Raw genomic sequence first — 21,188 nt, forward strand, 5'->3', positions numbered from 1 at the left:
ACGAAAAGAAGAACGGAAGAACTGGGGATTGCCCCGCTTCTTCCGCTCTTCTTTGCTTACAGGTCAAACTGTTTTTACAAATAGTTCTCCGACAAGGCCCACAGCCGCTGGCCTGCCGCGTCGTCAAGCGCCTGAGCAGCAGGCTGAGCGACCCGACTTTTGTTGAAATACAAGCCCGATTTGCCGGCCACGTCAGGGCTGGAGGCCAGATAAATACTGGTCTGTGCGCCCTGTTCATCGTTGATGGCCAGCGCCGAGGTCATGTTGAGCAGTTTGCCCATGCCAGAATTGTTGCGGCCAAAGCCCGACGCCACGAAGCCGGGATGCAGAGCGTTGGCGGTGACGCCGGATTCGCGCTCGCGGTAAGCCAGCTCGCGGGTGAACAGTACATTGGCCAACTTGCTTTGGTTGTAGGCTCCCCAAGCGCTGTAGCCGGTTTTGAATTCAGGGTCTTGCCAGCGAATTTTGCCGCCCGCGTGCGCCGAGCTGGAGACGTTGACGATGCGCCCCCGACTGGCCCGCAGCAGCGGCAGCAGCTCGCGCGTGACGATGAAGTAAGCGAGGTGATTTAAGGCCCACGTCATCTCAATGCCTTCTTTGCTTTCTTGCCTGCGGTCATAGATTGCACCGGCATTATTGATCAGCACGTCCAGCTTGCCCACCCGCTCGGTAAATTCACGGGCCATCCGGAGGGCTTCGGGGCGAAGGCTCAGATCGGCCAGCAAGTGCCCAGCCGCGCCGATTTCCTGCGCCACAGCGGCAGTTTTCTGGGCGTCGCGCCCCACGATCCACACTTCAGCGCCCTGCTGAATCAGGTCGGCGGCCGTCGCCTTGCCTACACCGTTGGTCGCGCCAGTGATCAGCACCGTTTTGCCCTGCATGGGTTTGGATAAGGTTGATTGAGCTTGAGAAGAAGTCATGTCGCTTATGGTACGGCCTAAGCACCCCGCAAACCTTCGCCGTTCACACACGCGCCACGAATTTCTCAAACCAAGAAAGGAGGAGCCGCGTCTAACCTCTCGGCTGAACACGGCTCCCACTGCGCGGCGAACTTCACTCGGCCCACACTTTTGCGCTGTTGAGAACAGTGTATTAACAAAACGTCACAGCCGCGTCACGGCCGGATGAAGAACAGCGGAGCCATTGCTCACACAACCTCAATGAAAGTGAGTGATTAGCTCAGATGACCTCACGGTAGGCCACCTGATTGCTGCGGGCCTGCAGCTCCTCGCGTAGCCCGCTGAGGCGCGGGTGCTTGAGTACCGGGTCGTGGCTGAGAATGTGCTTGGCGAGTTCACGCGCCCGCTCGATGATTTCCACGTCGCTCGCTAAGTCGCCCAGCTTAAGATCGGGAATGCCGCTTTGCCGGGTGCCGCGAATTTCACCGGGGCCGCGCAGCTTCAAATCTGCTTCAGCGATCACGAAGCCGTCGGTACTACCCTCGATGATCTTGAGACGCTTACGGGTTTTTTGGGAATGTTCGCCCGCCACCAGCAGGCAGTAACTCTTGGCGCTGCCCCGCCCGACCCGCCCACGAAGCTGATGAAGCTGCGACAGCCCGAAGCGCTCGGCATTTTCAATGACCATGACCGAGGCGTTGGGCACGTCCACCCCGACCTCAATGACGGTGGTGGACACCAGAATGTCAAACGCCTGCGCCCGGAAGCGCTCCATGATGGCGTCCTTTTCGGCGGCGGGCATTTTGCCGTGCAGCAGGTCTATTCGGGCTTCCGGCAAGATCACCCGTAAGTCGTCAGCCAGTTGGGTGGCGGCCAGCAGCTCCAAGTTTTCGTTTTCTTCGATGAGTGCCGTGACCACAAAGGCTTGCCGACCTTCGCGGAGCTGGGTCATGACAAACCCGTAAGCCTGGGTACGGTGGGTGTCTTGCAGGAGTTTGGTTTCGACGGGGGTGCGGCCCGGCGGCAGCTCGTCGATGATGCTCAGCTCCAAGTCGCCGTAAGCGGTCAGCGCTAAGCTGCGCGGAATCGGAGTGGCAGACATCACCAGCACGTCGGGGCGGCCTGCCAGCAACTTGCGGCGCTGCGCCACGCCGAAGCGGTGTTCCTCGTCCACCACAGCGAGGCCCAGATTGGCCCACGTCACGTTTTCCTGAATCAGCGCCTGAGTGCCCACCACGATGTCCACCAGACCATTGGCAATGGTGGCCTGCATCTCGGCTTTTTGCTTGGGCGTCAGCGCTCCGATCAGCAGGCCCACCCGCACGCCCAGCGGCGCGAGGTAGCTTTGCATGTTGACGTAGTGCTGCCGCGCCAGAATCTCGGTGGGGGCCATCAATGCGCCCTGATAGCCGTCTTTGAAGGCCAGATACAGGGCGCAGGCGGCCACTGCCGTTTTGCCACTGCCCACGTCGCCCTGCACCAAGCGGGCCATCTGCTGCTCGCTGCGCATGTCGTCAGCGATTTCGTAGAGAACCCGCCGCTGCGCTCCGGTGAACTGAAACGGCAGGCCCGCTTCAAAGTCCTGCATATCTCTGTCGGTGGCGGTGAACCGCTTGCCCAGCAGCACCGCGTCTTCGCCTTGCAGCAGCATCCGGAGTTCCAAGAACAGGTACTCATCAAAGCGCAGGCGGTAATCGGCCCGCGAGAGGTGGGCCTCGTCGCTGGGGAAATGAATGCCTTGCAGGGCGTCGGTGAGGTCGGTCAGGTTGCACTGCTTGCGCCAGTGGCCCGGCAGATAATCACCGTCGTCGCTACGGCTCAGTGCAATTTGTGCCGACTTGCGTAAAAAGTCCTGGCTGATCCCGTCTTTGCCGTCGTAGACACCCACGATGCGGCCAATGCTGATGCTGCCGGAAGCTGAATTGCCGGAAGAACTGTCCAGCGTCTCCATGTATTCCACGCCGAGCTGCGCCGACTTGCCGAAGCGCTTGACCCGTCCGGTCAGAATCAGCTTGGCCCCTTCGCGCAGGTTCTTTTCGACCCACGGCTGATTAAACCAGGTCGCCTTGATGCGCTCGCCGCTGGAGGTTTGCAGCACCGCATTCAGAATTTGCATGCCGGGGCGGGGGCTGGTGCGGGTTTTGGAGATTAGCACGCCCGACACTGTGGCTTTCTGGCCGTCTTCGATCTCGGCCAGCGAGGGCAGAGCGCGGCGGTCTTCGTGGCGGCGTGGGTAGTTGTGCAGCACGTCACGCAGCGTTTGCAGGCCCAGAGCGTTCAGCTTCTTGAGGCCGCCGTGTCCCCAGTCAAGCTGGGCCAGCGGTGCGCTGGGGCCAAGCCGACTTCCCGCAGGCGCGGCGGGAATTTGAGGGTCTTGGCGGGCCACTTTGGGCGGACTGGACGGTCGGGGTGAACCGTCTTGAAGTAGGTTCAGAGCTGCTTCTAAAGCCTCTTCACGCTCGGCAAGGCTCAGGTCGTCGTAGCCGCGCAGCGCCTCGCGCACTTTGGGAAAGGGGCCGGCCAGCGGGCCGTCCATCAGTTTTTCCAGGCCGCCCGCCACCGCCTTGTTCTCAAAGCCGCGCAGGCGCTCCAGCTCAAGAGGCCGCCGGAGTTTGTCGCGCAGTTCGGGAAGGGTGGGCATACGTAATGCAGTTTAGCGGGGAAAGGGCGGGGCAAATGAAAACGCAGCCGTTAAGCCCGCTTAATCGCAGGTGTCGAAGCAGATCACTTTGGACACCCGCAAGGCCACTTCGGCTTGCAGCTTGTTGACCAAGTTACCGTCGTCGCCTACCGCCATCACCATCGCCGTGGCACGGGGCCGGGTGCCGATGCAGGTCACGGCCACGTACACGCCTGCCTTGCTGCCCGAGACTTCCAGACCTTTGGTCACACGGATGCCCTGATAACCGAGATAGCTCAGGGTGCTCTGAGCGAAACTCAGGCAGGTGTTGGTGCGTCCAGCGTTGGTCGAGGTGGACGTCCAGTACAGATAAGAAGCGTCGGCGCTGCTGGTCAGCGAAATGGTCAGCGCAGCGATCAGTGTCAGAACTCGGTTCATAGCGCACCTCCGAAGCGGGGCGCACGGGGGAGGTGCGCCTGCCTCAGGCACCATTGAACTCGTCGGGACGTCAAACGCTCGTCAAAGCGCTGTTAAAGATCAGCTCTCAACCCATGCAATCAAAGCCGAGTAGATCATCGCCCACTGATACCGTGAGGGCTGCTCAGCCAGTTTTTTCGGCGCGGGCCAGCCCAACTCAGCGCAGAGGGTTTGCAATTTTGCAAATGAAAGCGGACGCGGCACCCACACCGAACCGCGCTCCAAATCGTATTCCACTATCAACACCTTGCTAGGCTGCAGCAGCCCGCGCAAGCGCTCCAGCATGACGCTTTGGGATTTGACGAAGTGCAGCGAATTGGCGAGTAGCAGGCCGTCTTGCGGGGGTAAGGGTGGCAGGGCAGTGAAATCGGCTGTCAGGGTTTGAACGGGTGCGCCGCCTACAACAGCTGAAATCTGGTGCAGGGCGCGGGCATCTTGATCTATCGCCAACACCGCGCCACTTGGCCCCAGCAGAGCCGAGAGCGCCGCCGCGAAGGTGCCGGAACCCGCGCCCAAGTCAGCCCACTTTTCACCCGCTCGCACCGCTGGGCGGATCAGGTTTTGAGCGTCGGCGGCCAGCACCCGTTCGGCCTCAGTCCAGCCAGTCCGCGCCGACTTCAGCCACTTCCCTGCCCGCATGTTCGTCGACTTCGTCGCTGCGGGTGGCCCACGCCGGAAACGGGTAATTAATCAGCACCGGGTTGGGAATATCCGGCTGAGACACCAGCATGGTGCCGGGCTGCAAGATGCCGGCGCGGGCGCGGAAACTCTGCGGCAAAAAGCGGTACTCGGGCCGCTCGGCCTCGGCCAAATCCAAGCGGCCCACCACCCGGATGGCGGCGTTGGACACGATGCGACGCTCCACTTCACTGGCGGTTTGCTGAGCGCCGATGAGGATGATGCCGAGGCTGCGGCCACGCTCGGCGATGTCGAGCAGCACGTCTTTGATCGGGCTGGAATCGTCGCGGGGGGCGTACTTGTTGAGTTCATCCAATACCACGAACACCGTGTCTTGGCGTCCGTTTTTTTCCTTGTATTCAAAGAGGTCGCGCAGCATCACGCCCACCACGAACATCTGGGCCGGGCCGGAGAGGTTGTGAATGTCCACCACGCTCAGTTGATAACCGCCGCTGATCAGGTTGGGGCGAAACTTCTCGGCTTGTTGATTGGTCAGGTCGCCACGTACCAAAGGCGTCAGGTGCTTTTGCACGCCGCGCAGCCGCCGAATAAAGGCCCGCAGCGTACCCGGCGACTGCTTGAGCACCCATTTGGGATCGCCCTCGCCGTCATTTTGATCGATCAGTTTGTATTCGAGGTAAGAGATGAGCTGCCCGAAAGTGTGGAGGCTGACTTTGCCCAGCGCATCAAACTGAATGTCGTCGGGAATTTCTTCCGACTGCGCCGGATCCCAGTCGGACACCAGCAGAGCCGCACCTGTACTGTCAGCCGACAGTCGGGCCAGTTTTTCCTCGATGTTGCCGATCACAAAGCCCAAGTTGAGACTGCTTCCGGCGTCGGAAAACACGTAGGGCAGCATCCGGCGCTGACAAAACTCGCGCAGGGTAAAGACGAACGGCGTGACCCCCTCGGCGCGTTGATCCACGTGCGGGACGATGGCCGCGCCGACCGCACCGGCACGCGGCGGAGCCAGAAACTGCACGTCGCGGAAAGGTGACATCGGCAAGCCCAACAAGCTGTAGCGGTCAGCACTGAGGCCTTTGGCCGCGCGGGCTTCCGTTTCTTTTTCTACGACCTCGTTGTTGGGTTTATCCAAAAACAGCAAATCTTCGCCCTTGACGTTAAAAATAATTGCTTTGCCGCCTGCCGACCCGGCTTGCCGCCCATTTTTCTTGAGGGCCACTTTGTCCATCACGCCACTGCGGAAAATGGAATGCAGCAAAAACAGCGCGTAAGTGGTTTTGGTCGCCACGCCCGAAATGCCGGAAATGTTGATGTGGCCGCCAGATTCGCCGTTGATGAAGCGGAAGTTGAGCGGCAGAATTTGCCCATCGGCCAGCAATCCGGCAGGAAAGGCGGCTTCTTTCATCTTGTCGGCGCTGAGGGCCATCTCTAAAGCTTTGCCGCGTGCGTGCTGCACGATGTCACCGGGCTGTGGCGGAATGAAGTCTTCGGGACTGACCCGCGTCACCAGCACCCGCGCCGCGTAACTCACCGAGGCGGGCAGCACTCCGGCCACGATGTCCTCCACGTCCGATTCGAAAGTAACACCCTCGTGCCGCTTGCGGACATTGTCCACCAGACCGTAAAAGTCAACCGGCTGGCCGTTGGGCTTCATGGTCTGCACCACCACCAGATCGTCGAGCTGCACACTCGCGCCCGGCGACACCGAGAACCAGAAAATGGTGGGCGTGGCATCTTCAGTGCCCAGCACCATGCCGATGCGTTCGGGCGGGGTGGGGGAAATGGGGCCGTTTAGAGAGAGATTGCGGGTCACGCCACCACCCCCAATTCCCGCACCAAGTGACTTCTAATCCGCCGGGTCACCAAGTCCAGACTGCCCATCGCCCGCCCCATCGCCTGCTCAAGCGCGGCGGTGGGAATCAAGTTTTGCGGAGCGCGGGCGTCTTTGTGCGGCTGGCTGGCGAGGCGGCACAGCAGCGACCCCGACAAGTTGGCAATATCTTGCACGGCGCGGGGCACGAAGTCGGTGTCTTCAGGCGCGTGCATCTCTAGGCGCATCACTCCGGCCAGCGGGTGCTGATAAAAGGGAGCTTCAGACAGCCGCACGTACCAGGTAAAGCGCTGCTCACGGTGCTGAGCCTGCGTCAAGCCATTGTCGCCCACCGCGAAGCGCAAAATCGGGGTGCGCTCGCCGGGTTTGAGTTCGCTCAGCAGGCCAATTCGGTCAGCGCCGAGATAATCGGTGTGTAGGGTCTTGACGCAGCCCACCACCGCGCTGCCCGCCGTGCCGATCCTGACCGGGCCATCTTGCAGCACCAGCGTGTCGGCTAGGGCGTTGACATCGGTTTCGTCTAAAGGCAAAGCCGAGGCGAGCTGAGCGGCCAGCGTTTGTTCGCCCGCCAGCATCAAGCGCTGCACGGCGCTCTTGGGGCCTTCGAGTTGCGAACCGGCGAAGCTGTGGGGCTGATATTCCAATGCGCCCGTATGCGGGTTGCGCGGCGAAAACCGGGAAATAGGCATCCGGCCCTCGGCTTCGTCACTGTAGGCCAAAATGCGCTTGGCCTCCACGTTCAGCAGCTCGGCTTGGCGCGTGCCGTGCGGACACAAATCCACTGCGCCCACCACGTAAGCCCCGAAGCCAGCCACACTCAGTTTGCCGTCGTCATCGACCAACAAGCGGGCTTCCATGCGCGGTTTGCCGTCAATGGTCAGCACCCGCTTCAGGCTTTCCGGCACCGGCTTTTGAGCGACGGCGGCCCAGCGCGGCGTTTCGGCGTCGTACACCAACCCGGCAAAGGGTTTGAGAGTGAGTTGGCCGTCTAAAGTGTCCACTGGCCAAGGGTCAAGGCGAATCTGCATGAAAGCATTCTAACGGCTGGGGCTTGGCAGGTTCTGTTGAGAGCAGAATAAGGCAGCCTGCCTGCTGGCCACTACAGGCCGCTACACTGAACAGGTGAGCCAATCCGACGTCGACTTGCCACTCGCCAAACTCTACTTAACTGATCTGCGCACCCGAATGCGCGGCCTCAAAACGCTGGGCGAAGGAGCCATGCAGCAGCTCGGCGACAACGACTGGCACACGGCTTTGGCCGAGGAAGGCAACTCTGCCGCCGTGTTGGTGCAGCATCTCAGCGGCAATATGCACTCGCGCTGGGCGGCGCTCCGCAGCGGCTACCGCGAAGGGCAAGACGGTGAAAGCGCTGGGCGCAACCGCGACGCCGAATTCGAAGAGAGGACGCTGAGCGCTCCCGAACTTTGGACGCTTTGGAACGCAGGCTGGGCCGCCTTTTTAGATGCCATCGACCACCTCTCCCCCGCCGACTTGATGCGCCCGCTCACCATTCGCGGCGAGGCCCACACGGTCTTGGAAGCCTGTCAGCGGCAAGTCGCGCATTACAGCGGCCACGTCTACCAACTGATTTTGCTCACCAAAACCCTGCGCGGCACGGGCTGGCAAACCCTATCGGTGGCGCGGGGCCAGTCGGCGGCCTTCAATGCGGCCATGTTCAGCAAAGAGGAGCGGCAAAAGCCCACTTGAACGTCTGCTCAAGCCGCCCAGCCCTGCGCCGCTCAAACGCTACCCTGAAGCCATGACTGCCCCCCTTCTGCCCCGCGCCCATGCCGACGGAATGCCCGACACCTTCGACGTGCTGGTGCATCCGGCCTCCGAACTGCGCGGCACCCTCAGCGCCCAGCCCAGCAAAAATTACACCACCCGCTACCTGCTGGCCGCCGCCCTCACCGACAGCGCCACCAACGGCCCGGTGCGCGTCATCGGCGTGGCCACCAGTGAGGATGCCGCCGCCATGCTGCGCTGCCTCGCGGACTGGGGCGCGGCCATAGAGCTTGTCGGAGACGACGCCGTGATTCGCGGTTTCGGCGCACATCCCAAAGCGGGCGTGACCCTCAACCCCGGCAACGCGGGCGCAGTGGCCCGTTTCCTGATGGGCGCGGCAGGGCTGACCAGCCAAACCACCTTCGTCACCGATTACCCCGACTCGCTGGGCAAGCGGCCCCAGGGCGATTTACTTGAAGCCCTGACCCGTCTGGGCGCAGGGGTCAGCAGCGACGCGGGCAAGCTGCCTATCACCATCAGCGGCCCGGTGCGCGGCGGGATGGTGGAGGTCAGTGCCGAGCGCAGCAGTCAGTACGCCTCGGCGCTGATGTTTCTGGCTCCCCTGCTGCCCAGCGGCCTAGACTTGAAACTGACCGGCGACATCAAGAGCCGCGCCCCGCTGCGCCAGACCCTAGATACCTTGGCAGCTTACGGCATTCAGGCGTCGGCCAGCCCAGACCTCAGCCGCATCCGCATCGCGGGCAACCAGCCTTACCGCGCCGAGCGGGTCATGGTGCCCGGCGATTATCCAGGATCGGCAGCGATTTTGGTGGCAGCTGCGATTTTGCCTGGCGAAGTGCGGTTGAGCAATTTGCGCGAGCAAGACTTGCAAGGTGAGAAAGAGGCGGTGGCGGTGCTGCGCGAAATGGGCGCGGATATCGAGCGTTCAGGCGACACCCTGACGGTGCGCGGCGGGCAACCCTTGAATGCCGTGATCCGCGACGGAGACGGCTTTACCGACGCGGTACAGGCTCTGAGCGCCGCTGCCGCTTTCGCGGGCGGCACCACCACTTGGGAAAATGTCTTTACCCTGCGCCTCAAAGAATGCGACCGTATCTCGGACACCTGCCGCGAGCTGGAAAAACTGGGCCTGAGTGTCAGCGAAACCGAAAACAGCCTCAGCGTCAGCGGCGCGGCGTCGCTGGCGGGCGGTATCACCGTCAACGGGCACGGCGACCACCGGATGATTATGCTGCTGACCTTGCTGGGCCTCCGCGCCGAGAAGCCACTGCGAATTACCGGAGCGCACCACATCCGCAAAAGCTATCCGCAGTTCTTCCGCCACTTGGAGGAGCTGGGGGCGAAGTTTGAGTACCTCAAAACGGACACGAAATAGAGGATTGCAGACTCAGCTCAGTCCCCGATCCCCTCGATCACGCTGACCAAATGGCGGGCCAATTCGTGAATCTCCTTGGCGTCCTGGCCTTCCACCATCACCCGCACCAGGCTTTCAGTGCCGCTGGGCCGCAAGTTGACTCGGCCCCGGCCCGAAAGCTGCACTTCAGCGGCCCGCACGGCGGCTTGCACCTGTGGATCACGGCTGATGGCCTGTTTGTCTTTGACGCGCACATTCAGCAGCGTCTGAGGAAACATCACCAGCTCGTCGTGAAGGGCGTCTAAGGTGGTGCCGAGCTGCCGCATGGCTTTGAGGGTCAGCAGCGCACTCAGCACTCCGTCTCCGGTGGGCGAAACATCGAGGAACAGAATATGGCCGCTTTGCTCACCGCCGAGGTGTAGCCCCTTGGCCTGCATCCGCTCATGCACGTAGCGGTCGCCCACAGCGGTGCGCTCAAGGGCCACGCCGCTTTCTTGCAGCATCACTTCCAGCGCCATATTGCTCATGATAGTGGTCACGACGCTGCGCTCCCCTCTAGCCCGCGCCGCCAGCAGCAGCATGTGGTCGCCATGAACCTCATTTCCGCGTGAATCCACGAACAAACAGCGGTCGGCGTCGCCGTCGAAGGCTACACCCAGATCGTAGGCCCCACTCTGCACCAGCTGCTTGAGGTGGGCCAGGTGGGTGCTGCCGCAGTTGTGGTTGATGTTGCGCCCGTCGGGATTGGTGTACACGGCAAACACATCCGCGCCCGCCGCTTGAAAAATGCGGGGGGCAATTCGGTACGCCGCGCCGTTGGCACAGTCCATAGCGATTCGCATGCCCGATAGATCCGGCGCTTGCGAACGCAAAAAGCTGGCATACAGCCGCTCAGCCTCCGTGTAGTTGGTGACACTGCCCATTTCTACACCCGTCACGGGGGGCAGGTTCTCAAGTTGGCTCATCTGGGCTTCCATCTGGGCTTCCAGCGTGTCGCTGAGCTTTTCGCCAGTGGCTCCGAAGAACTTGATGCCGTTGTCCTGATACGGGTTGTGCGAGGCGCTGATGACCACGCCTGCATCGGCTTTCAGCTCGCGGGTCAGATAACTCACGCCGGGAGTGGGCAGCACACCGAGGTGTGTTACGTTAACGCCCCGGCTGGTCAGCCCAGCAGCGAGGGCGGCTTCCAACATGTCACCGCTCTGGCGGGTGTCTTTGCCGATGACTACGCTGGCACGCGGATTGCGGGCACGCAGCACCTCGCCTGCCGCCGCGCCAAGCTGCATCACCCACAGGGGCGTTAACGGAAATGCACCAGCCACGGCACGTACGCCGTCGGTGCCAAAGAACTGACGTTGAGGGACAGGAATTAGACTTGCAGAAGAACGGGTCATGGTTGGCATGATAGCGGTTGACCAAAACCAGATAGCCAAAAAAGCGCGTGGCCCCAAATGACAGGCCACGCACGAACCAGAAAGCCAGAAATTAGGGCTTGAAGACGTATACGCCGTTCAAGCTGACGTAGTACACTTGGCCACTGCCGTCAACTGCAGTGGGAGCCACAACCAGGCCGAGATTTTCGGTTTGACTGACCACACTCAGTGAACCGCCACTGGCCTTAACCGCGTACAGCGAGTAATTTTTGGTCGGCACGTACATCGTGTCGCCATAAACGGCTGGCATTCCCATCACTGCGCCGTCGAGCTGTGCCTGCGATCCGCGCAGAGAGGTAAGTAGGCCCGCAGCATCGCTGATCACTGTCATGCCTGAGATGCTCGTTGCTCCCCCGATGGTGCCGCCGGGCGCAGGAGACAAGCTCATCTCAGAGGCTAAGGGAGCCGCTGCATTCAAGGTGTACAGGTGCATGCCCTTACCGCCGTAAAGCTGACCGCCCGCGACCTGCAAAAAGCCAAGGCCGCTGCTGCTGCCCTGAGTGCTGAGTGTACCGCTGGCTGAAAATACGTCCACTTGGCCACCGACATAAGCTGCATAAACGCCGCCTCCCGGATTGCCTGCTAAGGCCGTGACCTGAGCCGATGACAAAATGCTGCTGCGCGTGCCGGTTATCATTACCACGCCGCTGCGGGTGCCGATAAAGACCGACTGACCATCAGTTTTCAGCGTGGTGGTGCGGTCACTCGGCAGTTGCACCACAGCCAACTGACTCAGGCTGGAAGCGTCCACCACTGTTACCGTGTTGTCAGCAGCAGAAACATACACCTGATTGCCTACCACTTCCACTGACTCGATAGAACCGTTGGTCAGCGGCAGCGCTGTAACATTGCTGCTGCCGGTATCAAAACGCTCCAAAGTGCGGCTTGCACCCACGAATCCGTAAGCGCCGCTGAACGCCACATTGCTGGTGGGGCTGCGGTCAAAAGTAAAGCGCCGCAGCAGCTGTAAACCGTTGCCAGGACGCGACAAATCAACGCGGCCTTGCCAAACCCCTACGTTGCCTGCCGTGTCGCTGGCCTGAATCAGTAGTGCATAGGTGCCCGACTTGAGCTTAGACACGTCCCAGTTCATTTGATACGTGTTGTCGGCGTCGGCTTTCATCTGACCAACCAAGAGGCCGTTGACAGACAATGACACGTTGGCGATCGCCGAGTTGTCATTCACGCTGGCCTTGACCGAGATGCTGTCGTCTAGGATCAAGCTGCCTACCGCCGGACTAACATTGCTTACCACTGGAGGCGTGGTATCTGAGGGTGGCGCGGGCGGCGGTGTAGGGCCAGGCGTTGAGGGAGCCACATTGACTTGCAGGCCGAGCGTGGCGCTGGCATTCAGGTTATCTGGGTCGGTGGCTTTAAAGAGCAGCACATTGGTGGAGGCTGGAGCGCTCCCGTTCGCACTCAGCGTGACTTTCACCGGCGCACTGGGAGTAATAATATTAGCGCTGAGCGAAGCGCTGATGCCCGAAGGCAAGCTCGGTAAGCTGATCGTCGCCGTACCAGCATAGCCGTTCTGAGGCTGTAATTTGAGCGTGAAATTGGCGCTTTGGCCCGCCGTGATGCTCAGCGAGGCCGGATCAGACAGCATTTGGAATGAGGGAGCAGCCGTAACGGTCAGCGGCACGCTCACCGCTTTGGCAGGCGTCTCAATCGGCGTGACCGTCAGGGTGGTCTTACCGGGGGCCACCGCTTTTACAACGCCTGAGCCGTCCACGGTAGCAACGTCCACATTTTCTATTTTGAAGTTAAGCTTGCTGGAAAAATTTCCCGTGCCTTGCAGATCAGTCTTGAGGCTCAGAGATGCTCCCACCAACAAGTTGACTGGATTGGGCGCGACTTTAAGCACAGTGACCGCTGGCGCTGGCGTACTCCCGATTGGCCCCGTTCCAGAAGCCGCTTTGGCGCTGACCGGCCAATCGAAGCTACGGGTCGAACTGCCCCAAGTCAGCGCAACATTCAGCTTGCCTGTTCCTTCTGCGTTGGCCAGTAACTCGGCTTTGATGACGCGTGTTCCTACCGCTCCTTCAACTGCCGCGCTCTTGACAGTGATTGGCAGGCCATCAGCGCTGGTGATTTTGATTTGAGGTGCACAGGCCAGCGCCACCTGCTCACTGATCGGCACGCTGAGGATACTCCCGCTGCCCACACTGAGACTTACTGCACTTAAGGTCGGCGTGTAAACGGTGTCGGGCAAGGTGAAGCTGCTTTTTTGGTTGCTCAAAATTTCGGTACTGCCGACTTTAACGCTGTAAATCAGCGTGTTGACTCCCGGACATAGCCCACTGAGCGCAATACTGCCGTTACCGGACAAATTGGCGCTTTGGGCCGGGTTGCCGTTGACAGCGTACTGCACCGATACCGCTCCCGAAGCCTGCACCTTGATGCTGGGCGCGGCTTGATCGCTTTGGTCGAGCGCTGCGGTGACGCTTGGCTTGGCGGCTTGAGGTTCTGGAAGTGTTCCACCCCCGCCCTGACAGGCCGTCAGCAGAAAAAAGCCGCTGAGCAACAGCCCAGCGGACGAGAGATGAAATTTATCTTTACTCATGCTTTTAGTCTACCCCCGGTTTCTGACAAGAAAGTTAAGATTTCAGCGAATTTCTCAGAAAACAAAAAAGCGGAAGCCGAAGCCTCCGCTTTTTTGTTTTAAGCCCGCTGAGATCAGGGGTTGGTGGTGGTATTTTCCAGCACTTGGAGCTGCTGGCCGAGGTAATCCTCGGTGGTGGTCATATTGGTGTTGCCGACCTTGGTATTCGGGTCGCCCGCCAAGACCGCACGCACGAAGCCGTTTTGCGGCACAGTGACGTTGTTGAAGGTGATCTGGTCGCCGCCTGCACTGCGAACAGCAGTCAGTCCAGTGTCCACGAAAGTGGTGCCGTCCGTCGAACGGTACAGCTTGTAGCTGCCGCCTGCCGGGAACTGAACCACAGTGGTGTCATCGAGGTTGAATGTCAGGGTAACAGGAGTGGCTACGCCGCCCGTGTTCTGAGAATCAACTTTGTAGTAGAAGTTACCGCCAAAGGTGCTGATCGAGTAGCCGTCTTTCTTGTTGGCATCGATGATGGCCGAATTGTTATCGGTGTACTCACCTTTCGTGGTAAGGGTGAGGCGAGGAGCCAACGGCTTGACGTCGAAGACTGGGGCGCACGACTCGAGGCCATTTTGCACAGCAGTGTTGCCGCCAGGAACGGTGGTGCGCAACACGCCGAAGGTGGAGTTGGGGCCGTCCACTTCAGGCTGCCAGATGGCATTGATGTTCTGAGTCGGGTACCAAGTGCCGAGGTTGGCATTGGCGGCACTGCCCAAGTACTCCACCGAGCGCGTGAACGGCTGGTTGAGGTTCGAGGAGGAGAGGTAAGCGCAGTTGATGTAGCGGTTGCCGCCGTTGACATTCGTCAACTGGCTGAGCGTAAGCTGCACAGCCGCCGAGGCGGTGTCCTTGCCGTTGAAGATGCCAATCGGTGCCCAGCTGATGTACTGGGTGGCCGAGTTCGCGCCGCCAGCCGGGAAGGTGACATTGAAGCTACGCGGCGAGGTGATGTTGGGATTGGTGAGTGTGTTGGGCACCGCGTTGGTAACGGTGATCGGAGTGGCGTTGGTGAAATCCAGTTCGGTTTGGAAGGTGTCGTTGAGCGACACGTTGTAACCGTACGGGTTCTGACGTGGCACGTCTTGACCGGCCACTTGTCCAGCACCGCTGAACTCGTTGGGGTACTTCTGGAACAAGGCAGGATACAGAACGTCTTCCGGTGCGCCGCTGGTGGTGCGGTCGCGCTGGCTGAAGTTGAGGACGTAGTTGGCGCTGGCACCCTGCACCAAGTTGAGCTGCTGACCGCTGGCCAAAGTCTTGGACAGTCTGTAGATCGGGCGCACCACGTTGATGGTGGACTCGTCTGCAGTGGGATCATAGTCGGTGACGACTTGGTTGGCGAAGCTGCCCGACTGCGGGAAGTACGACACGGTGGTGTCATTGATCTGCGTACCGTCGGTGACTGGGTAAGGATCGCTGTACGGCAAGTTGGCCACGCCGTTGTAAGGCTGAACGGTGAAGCCTGCCGACTGTGCGGTGGACTGGAACTTGTAGCCAGGCTTCTGGCGAGCGAAGACTTGGAAGGTAAAGGTGCGGGTGCCGTTGGCTTCGATGGTCTGGAGCGCAGGGGTACCGGTGTAGTTCCAAGTGATGGCATGCTTGGCCGCGTCGTAGGTACCACCGTTGCTGATGCTGCCGACGACCACACCGAGCTCGGCGGGGAGTTGATCAGCCACAGTGGCGTTGTAGACCGCGTCTGTGGTGCTTTGGTTCTTGGTGGTGATGGTGTAGGTCGCCAAGAACGGCTCAGGCAACGTACCGGTGGGAGCCAAGGTGACGTCTGGGCCAGCCCACGTCAGGACGTGGTTGTCGACGCTCTTGTTGATACTCAAGAAGCCAGTGGTGTACTTCTTGTGGAAAGTGATGTCCTTGAGCGGGAAATCATAAGTGGTGTTACCAAAGATGGCCTGGAACACGTAGCTGGCTTTGAGATCCACTTGCAGAGGTTTGGCACCAACTTGGGCCTGAGTCACGTCCGCGTTGGGCTCAATACGGATGCCGCTACCGGGGTTGCGGTCCGTATAGGTACGGCCATCGGCGCTGATGCTGTCTTCCGCACCGGTCAGGACAAAGTGAACGCGGGCTGCGTCTTGGCCGCTGAGGGTGTAGACCACGTAGCCGCCGAAGTCTTGCGGGTTATGCAAGTTGGTCTGAGGCTGCTTGTCGTACACCTGCACGTTGAAGATCGCCGCGTTGGTGGGGTTGGTGTCGTTGGGAATGGTGTTGGGCGTAACGAAAATGTTGTTGTAGGTGCCCACGTCGCTGCCAATCCGGTTCGGCGCTTTGCGGGTGTCTTGACCCACTTCCGTGACGTACAAGTGGCTCATGTTGAGGAAGAAGCCCTTGAGTTCCAACGGAGCAGCCACAGACGAGCCGCCGCTTTCCGCGTTGATGATGAACTTGATGGGATCGCCGTTGTTGTTGGAGTTGACATTGCCGTAAGTCGCGAAGAAGCGAATCTTGGCAAAACCCTGAGCATCGGTGACGATCGGGGCTTTTTGGCCGCCGGTCGCTTGGGTGGTCACGGTGCTGGAGCAGCTCGAGATGGTGACGTTGTAAGCATCTGGGCCGGTAGACTCAGCGGTCACATTGGCGTTGGCCAGCGGGTTGCCGTTGACGTCCAGCACCTTCACCACGGCGCAGACATTCTCTTCGGTCTGGGACGCAAAGAGGGTGGCTACTTTGTTGGCGTTGACTTCGGTCTTGGTGGGCAGAAGGGCGTTGGTGTCGTCCTTGAGGCTGACCAAGCTGATGGACTTGATGGCCGCTGGGGTGACGACAGGGGGGGTAATGACAGGGCCATTGGTCTTGACGTAGGTAAAGCTCAGCGCCTGGTCTGCCGTGTTGAGGTCGGCGCTTTGGCCGCTGGGGGTATCAAACCCTGGGGCAGCTTTGGGCGTGACGGTGTAAGCGCCGTTGGCGTAGCTCTTGGAGAACGTACCCGAGACGGTGACGGTGTCCGTAGCGCCACCAGTCTTGGTGACATCAAAGTCAGCCGAGGCAGGCCCGTTCAGGTTGATCGTCAGCTTGTGCGTCGTGGGGCCTGAGGTCGTGCCCTGTGAGCAAGACGCCAAGGCGATAACGCCGGTGAGGGCCAAAAGGCCGAGATTTTTCTTCATGCTTTCCTCCCGTGGAAAAGGCGGTTTCTCATCTGACCGTCTACATAAATGCAGCGTCGGTGTATTGGAGCAGCGCCAAAAGCAGTTGCCGAGTTTCCTACTTTCATTACTCCCCCTCTTCACTCATGCAGCACACATGCCCGGCAAGAATGTGAATCCTTAGCAGAGTATACGGAGGGGTGTAGGCAGTGTCAACATAAAAAAGCCTCGCCACAGCACAAATTTTTCCTCCCAGATGGGATTAGGCGCTTATGAGGCAAAGCGGAGATGGCAAAGCTCAAAGTGTGTTCATGTGGGCAGATTTCATCTTTGTAACAGGAACAAAGAAAGCCCTCAAGCCGCAGCCCAAGCGCAAACTGATGCCCTCCTACGATCGTGATGAACGATTTTTTAAGCCCGTCTCATGTTCCTTCTGGTGCTTCTCCATGTGCTTCCCGCAGCTTGCGCCAGCGCTCGGCCATTCTGTCTTCCCACCCTTCACCGTTGGGGCTATACAAGTCCAGCGCTACGCCGTGCGGCAAATAGTCCTGAGCAAAGCTGCCTGACGGATCGTCAAAGTAGTAAGCATAGCTTTGCCCGTAGCCTTGTGAGCGCATCAGAGCGGTAGGAGCGTTCCGAAGGTGCAGTGGCACAGCCAAGCTCTCGCCTTCCCGAACAGCGCTCAGAGCGGCTTTCCAAGCCGTATAGACGCTGTTGCTTTTGGGAGCCAGCGCCAAATACACCACCGCCTGCGCCAGCGCCAAGTCACCCTCGGGGCTGCCCAGAAACTCGGCGGTGTCGCGGGCAGCGACGGCCAAGCGCAGGGCTTGTGGGTCAGCAAGACCAATGTCTTCAGCGGCCATCCGCACGATCCTGCGGGCCACGTACAGGGAGTCAGCGCCGCCTTCGATCATGCGGGCCAGCCAGTAAAGCGAGGCGTCTACGTGGCTGGCCCGCACCGATTTGTGCAGCGCCGAGATCAGGTTGTAGAAATCTTCGCCGCCCTTGTCCATCTGCGGCAAGTGGCGGCCAAACGCTTCGGTGACGGCCTCCGGCGTGATCGGTTCGGCCAGCGTGGAAGCCACTTCCAGAGTGCTGAGCGCCCGGCGGGCGTCGCCGTCAGCGAGGCGGGCCAGCAAGTCCAGCGCTTCGGGCTCGGCAGTGACGTTGGGCAGGCCACGCGAATCGCTGAGCGCCCGTTCCAGCAGGCCGCGCACGTCTTCAGGCGTCAGCGCTTCCAGCACCAGCGTTCTGGCCCGCGAGCGCAGAGCTGGATTGACTTCAAAGCTGGGGTTTTCGGTGGTCGCGCCGATCAGGGTCAGCAGGCCAGATTCGACGTGCGGCAGCAGGGCGTCTTGCTGGGCCTTGTTAAAGCGGTGAATTTCGTCGAGGAAAAGAATGGTCTTCTGACCGCGCCCACGCAGCCGCTCGGCCTCCACGGTGGCCTCGCGCACATCCTTGACGCCTGCCGAGACGGCGGAAAGGGCAATGAAATGCGCGTCCACTTCGGCAGCCATGAGGCGGGCCAAAGTGGTTTTGCCGACGCCGGGTGGCCCCCAGAGAATGAAGGAGCCCAGCCGCTTGGAGGCCAGGGTACGGGTCAGCGGCTTGCCTGGGCCAAGCAAATGGCGCTGACCGACGACTTCCGCGAGGGTGCGTGGGCGCAGACGCTCAGCGAGGGGAGCGGGCGGATCAAACAACGTCATCCGTGAATATTAAAGGAGCCTGCGCTGCTCAAAAGGAGTTAAAGGAGGGCTATCTTTTGCTTATGACTTCTCTACAACCTGACGACCTCGCCCGCCGCTACATTCGACTGGCCCATCATCTGGACGCCCACTCGCCCAGTTTTATTGACGGGTACGGCGGCCCCGCCGAGTTGGCAGACCGCACGCTGCGCCCGGTTGCCGAAGTGAAAGCCGAGTTGGAAGCGCTGCAAGACGACGTTCAGAACGAGCCCGACGCCACGCGCCGCACTTTTTTGGAAGCCCAGACGCGGGCCATGCACACTCTGGCGCGGATTTTGGGCAGCGAGAAGTTACCTTACGAAAAAGAAGTGCGCGGCTTATACGGTATTGATCCCGTGCGGGCCGATTTGAGCGAGTTGGACGCCGCTTTGAGGGAACTCGACGCCGCCTTGCCGGGCACGGGCCCCCTCAGTGAGCGCGAAGAAGCGGTGCGGTCGCGGGTGACAGTCGAACCTGAGAACCTGCTGCGGGTGGCCGAGCCGATTGTGACCGAGTTGCGGCGGCGCACCCAGCAGCAACTCGGCTTACCAGACGGCGAGAACTTCAGCATTGGTTTGGTTAACAACCAGCCTTGGGGCGGGTACAACTGGCCGCTGGGCAACTTGCAAAGCCGAATTGACATCAATACTGACTTGGCGGTGGCGCTGACCAGTTTGCCGGATTTGATGGCCCACGAAGGCTATCCGGGCCACCACACCGAACACGCCACCAAGGAAGCCGAATTGGTGCGCGGACGCGGTTGGTTTGAACACAGCATTCAACTGATCAACGCGCCGGAATGCGTTGTCAGCGAGGGAATCGCCATGAACGCCCTCAGCGCCGTGATGAGTGAGCAAGAAGTCGGCGAGTGGCTGACGGGAGAACTGGCCAGCGTGGCTGGACTTGAGCCGGAAGCGGTACAGGCGGCCCTCCATCTGGCCCGGCTCAAGGAAAAATTCAGCAGTGTTTCCGGTCACGCGGCGATGATGCTGCATCAAGACGGAGCGAGTCAGCGCGAGGTCTTGGACTTTTTTCAGCACTACGGCGCAACCGAGGAGCGGGCGCAAAAGAGCTTTGAGTTTATTGCCCAGCCGACTTTTCGGGCCTACATCTTTACTTACAGCGTGGGCAGTGGGCTGGTGCGCCGAGCGGTGGAACGCGGCGCGGTGACGTTCAGGGAGCTGCTGAGAGAACCGAAAACGCCGAGTGACTTGCGGGTTTAGAGCGGGTTTGGTGCTTGGCTGCCCACTCACGACTGCCCCTCTCCACCCCATTTGCCCTTCCCCACTCGGCGTACTTTAAAGCCATGACTTCTGCTTCCACCAACCCCGCCGCGCTCGACCTCGGCTACTCGTTTTGCCCCAACGACACTTTCATTTTTTACGCGCTCTCGCACGGCAAGGTGCCGACGCCCGCGCCCATCCGGGAAGTGCTGGAGGACGTGCAGACGCTCAATGATTGGGCCACGCTGGGCCGCTTGCCGATCACCAAAATCAGCTACCGCGCTTACTTTGAAGTGATGCACGATTACGTGGCCCTCCGCAGCGGCGGGGCGCTGGGGCGCGGGGTGGGGCCGCTGGTGGTGGCGCGGGAGGAATTGGGCGACCTCAACGGCAAAACGGTGCTGTCGCCCGGAGCGCTGACCACCGCCGAGCTGCTGCTCAAAATCGTTTACCCTGAGGTCAAGGTGGTGCGGGTGCGCTACGACGAGGTGATGCCCGCTGTAGAACGGGGTGAGCTGAACGGGCAAGCGGTGGACGCGGGCCTGATCATTCACGAATCGCGCTTTACCTACCATCAGCACGGCCTGACCAAGCTGCTGGATCTGGGCGCGTGGTGGGAAAGCGAAACCGGCTTGCCGCTGCCGCTCGGCGCAATTTTGGTGCGGCGCGACTTGCTGCCCGCAACCCAGTGGGCGCTGAATCAGGCAGTGAAGGCCAGCCTCGAATACGCTTATCAGCATCCACAGGAACCCAAAGCCTACATCCGCCAGCACGCCCTCGAAATGGCCGACGAAGTGATGCAGGCGCACATCGATTTGTATGTCAACAGCTTCAGCTTGGACGTGGGCGACGAAGGCACGCGGGCAGTGGTGGAATTGCATAGGCGAGCGGTGGCGGCGGGCGCGGTAAAGGCCAGCGACCTGCCTTTATTTGTAGAGCCTTCCTGAGACTGAACTGGCCTGCCGAAGCGGAGGGCTGAGCAGTTGGCTCAGGCAACCCCTAAAGCCGGCGCTGGCGCTTTAGTTACCCTCAAGACCAAGCATTTCAAGCGGTTAGGGCCGGATATCACCGGGCTGGTGCGTGCGCCGAAGTGAGGTACGCAGTATCTAAAATTCAATCCCCAGCGCCAGCAACACGCCCGCTTCTACTTGCTTGATGTGCGCTTCAGGTACTTCACCCAAACACTGCTCCAACTTGCTGCGCTCAAGGGTGGTGAGTTGGTGACAAAGCGCCACCGAGTTGAGCGCCAGCCCGCCCATGCCAGCGGGCAGTGCCACATTGGTTGGGCCTCGCCCCGCTTACGCCTGAGAACTGGAAATCGGCACCACCATGATGCTTTGCCAGCGTTCGTTGCGGAGAAAGTTATCGCGCATCAGCACCAGCACAGGCCGTCTGCCGCGCTGTTCGCTGCCTCTGCGGGGTTCCAGAACCGCTTGCCAGATTTCGCCGCGTTTCACGGTTCCTGACTGAGCAAGAGTTCAACGCCTGCTGCTTCGAGTTCGGTGTCCAGATCAAAAGCTGTACCCGCATATCCGG

The 21,188-nt window shown here is 60.6% G+C and carries 14 protein-coding genes and 1 pseudogene; 4 read left to right on the top strand and 11 right to left on the bottom strand.

Translation table 11 applies throughout. The features are described from left to right. Positions 1–74: 74 nt before the first annotated feature. From EHF33_RS07240 to EHF33_RS07265, 6 genes are all read right to left on the bottom strand, one after another. Positions 75–920, bottom strand: a complete 846-nt coding sequence (locus EHF33_RS07240) for an SDR family oxidoreductase (protein WP_124869403.1) — start codon at positions 918–920, stop codon at positions 75–77. Between the two features lie 259 nt (positions 921–1,179). Then, complete coding sequence (gene recG / locus EHF33_RS07245; protein ID WP_124869406.1) at positions 1,180–3,540, bottom strand: ATP-dependent DNA helicase RecG; 2,361 nt, start codon at positions 3,538–3,540, stop codon at positions 1,180–1,182. Between the two features lie 60 nt (positions 3,541–3,600). Then, a complete protein-coding gene (locus EHF33_RS07250; protein ID WP_124869408.1) occupies positions 3,601–3,957 on the bottom strand; it encodes a hypothetical protein in 357 nt (118 codons plus the stop codon). A 99-nt stretch (positions 3,958–4,056) separates the two neighbouring features. After that, a complete protein-coding gene (locus EHF33_RS07255) occupies positions 4,057–4,635 on the bottom strand; it encodes a class I SAM-dependent methyltransferase (RefSeq protein ID WP_124869410.1) in 579 nt (192 codons plus the stop codon). Next, positions 4,589–6,391: an ATP-binding protein gene (locus EHF33_RS07260; protein ID WP_124872952.1), complete on the bottom strand. Its 1,803-nt coding sequence runs from the start codon at positions 6,389–6,391 to the stop codon at positions 4,589–4,591. The genes EHF33_RS07255 and EHF33_RS07260 overlap by 47 nt, the downstream gene beginning before the upstream one ends. A gap of 56 nt (positions 6,392–6,447) precedes the next feature. Further along, positions 6,448–7,497, bottom strand: a complete 1,050-nt coding sequence (locus EHF33_RS07265) for a DNA double-strand break repair nuclease NurA (protein ID WP_124869413.1) — start codon at positions 7,495–7,497, stop codon at positions 6,448–6,450. Positions 7,498–7,591: 94 nt separating this feature from the next. Here EHF33_RS07265 and EHF33_RS07270 point away from each other — a divergent pair, with 94 nt between their 5' ends. Beyond that, positions 7,592–8,176: a DUF1572 family protein gene (locus tag EHF33_RS07270; RefSeq protein ID WP_277425522.1), complete on the top strand. Its 585-nt coding sequence runs from the start codon at positions 7,592–7,594 to the stop codon at positions 8,174–8,176. 52 nt (positions 8,177–8,228) lie between these two features. Beyond that, positions 8,229–9,590 (top strand): 3-phosphoshikimate 1-carboxyvinyltransferase, encoded by a 1,362-nt coding sequence (gene aroA / locus EHF33_RS07275; RefSeq protein ID WP_124869416.1) that lies wholly within the window; start codon positions 8,229–8,231, stop codon positions 9,588–9,590. 17 nt (positions 9,591–9,607) lie between these two features. On the opposite strand, the gene glmM is transcribed toward aroA, so the two are convergent. From glmM to EHF33_RS07295, 4 genes are all read right to left on the bottom strand, one after another. Beyond that, the gene (gene glmM / locus EHF33_RS07280; RefSeq protein WP_124869418.1) at positions 9,608–10,963 is read right to left on the bottom strand and encodes a phosphoglucosamine mutase; all 1,356 of its coding nucleotides are present in this window, start codon (positions 10,961–10,963) and stop codon (positions 9,608–9,610) included. Between the two features lie 91 nt (positions 10,964–11,054). After that, complete coding sequence (locus EHF33_RS07285) at positions 11,055–13,565, bottom strand: Ig-like domain-containing protein (RefSeq protein ID WP_124869421.1); 2,511 nt, start codon at positions 13,563–13,565, stop codon at positions 11,055–11,057. Positions 13,566–13,678: 113 nt separating this feature from the next. Further along, positions 13,679–16,726 carry a hypothetical protein gene (locus tag EHF33_RS07290; RefSeq protein ID WP_124869424.1) on the bottom strand — a complete coding sequence of 1,016 codons (3,048 nt, stop codon included), beginning with the start codon at positions 16,724–16,726 and terminating at the stop codon, positions 13,679–13,681. Between the two features lie 401 nt (positions 16,727–17,127). Next, complete coding sequence (locus tag EHF33_RS07295) at positions 17,128–18,411, bottom strand: replication-associated recombination protein A (RefSeq protein WP_124869427.1); 1,284 nt, start codon at positions 18,409–18,411, stop codon at positions 17,128–17,130. Positions 18,412–18,473: 62 nt separating this feature from the next. Between EHF33_RS07295 and EHF33_RS07300 the strand changes: the two genes are divergently transcribed. Together EHF33_RS07300 and EHF33_RS07305 are read left to right on the top strand one after the other, a co-directional pair. After that, on the top strand, positions 18,474–19,652 hold the full coding sequence (locus EHF33_RS07300) for a DUF885 domain-containing protein (RefSeq protein ID WP_124869431.1): 1,179 nt from the start codon (positions 18,474–18,476) through the stop codon (positions 19,650–19,652). 83 nt (positions 19,653–19,735) lie between these two features. Further along, a complete protein-coding gene (locus tag EHF33_RS07305; RefSeq protein ID WP_124869433.1) occupies positions 19,736–20,599 on the top strand; it encodes a 1,4-dihydroxy-6-naphtoate synthase in 864 nt (287 codons plus the stop codon). A gap of 159 nt (positions 20,600–20,758) precedes the next feature. Here EHF33_RS07305 and EHF33_RS21435 read toward each other — a convergent pair. Then, a pseudogene (locus EHF33_RS21435) lies at positions 20,759–21,109 on the bottom strand (type II toxin-antitoxin system PemK/MazF family toxin). Between the last annotated feature and the right edge of the window lie 79 nt (positions 21,110–21,188).

Origin of the sequence: Deinococcus psychrotolerans, from assembly GCF_003860465.1 — a bacterium.
GTDB classification, from domain to species: domain Bacteria; phylum Deinococcota; class Deinococci; order Deinococcales; family Deinococcaceae; genus Deinococcus; species Deinococcus psychrotolerans.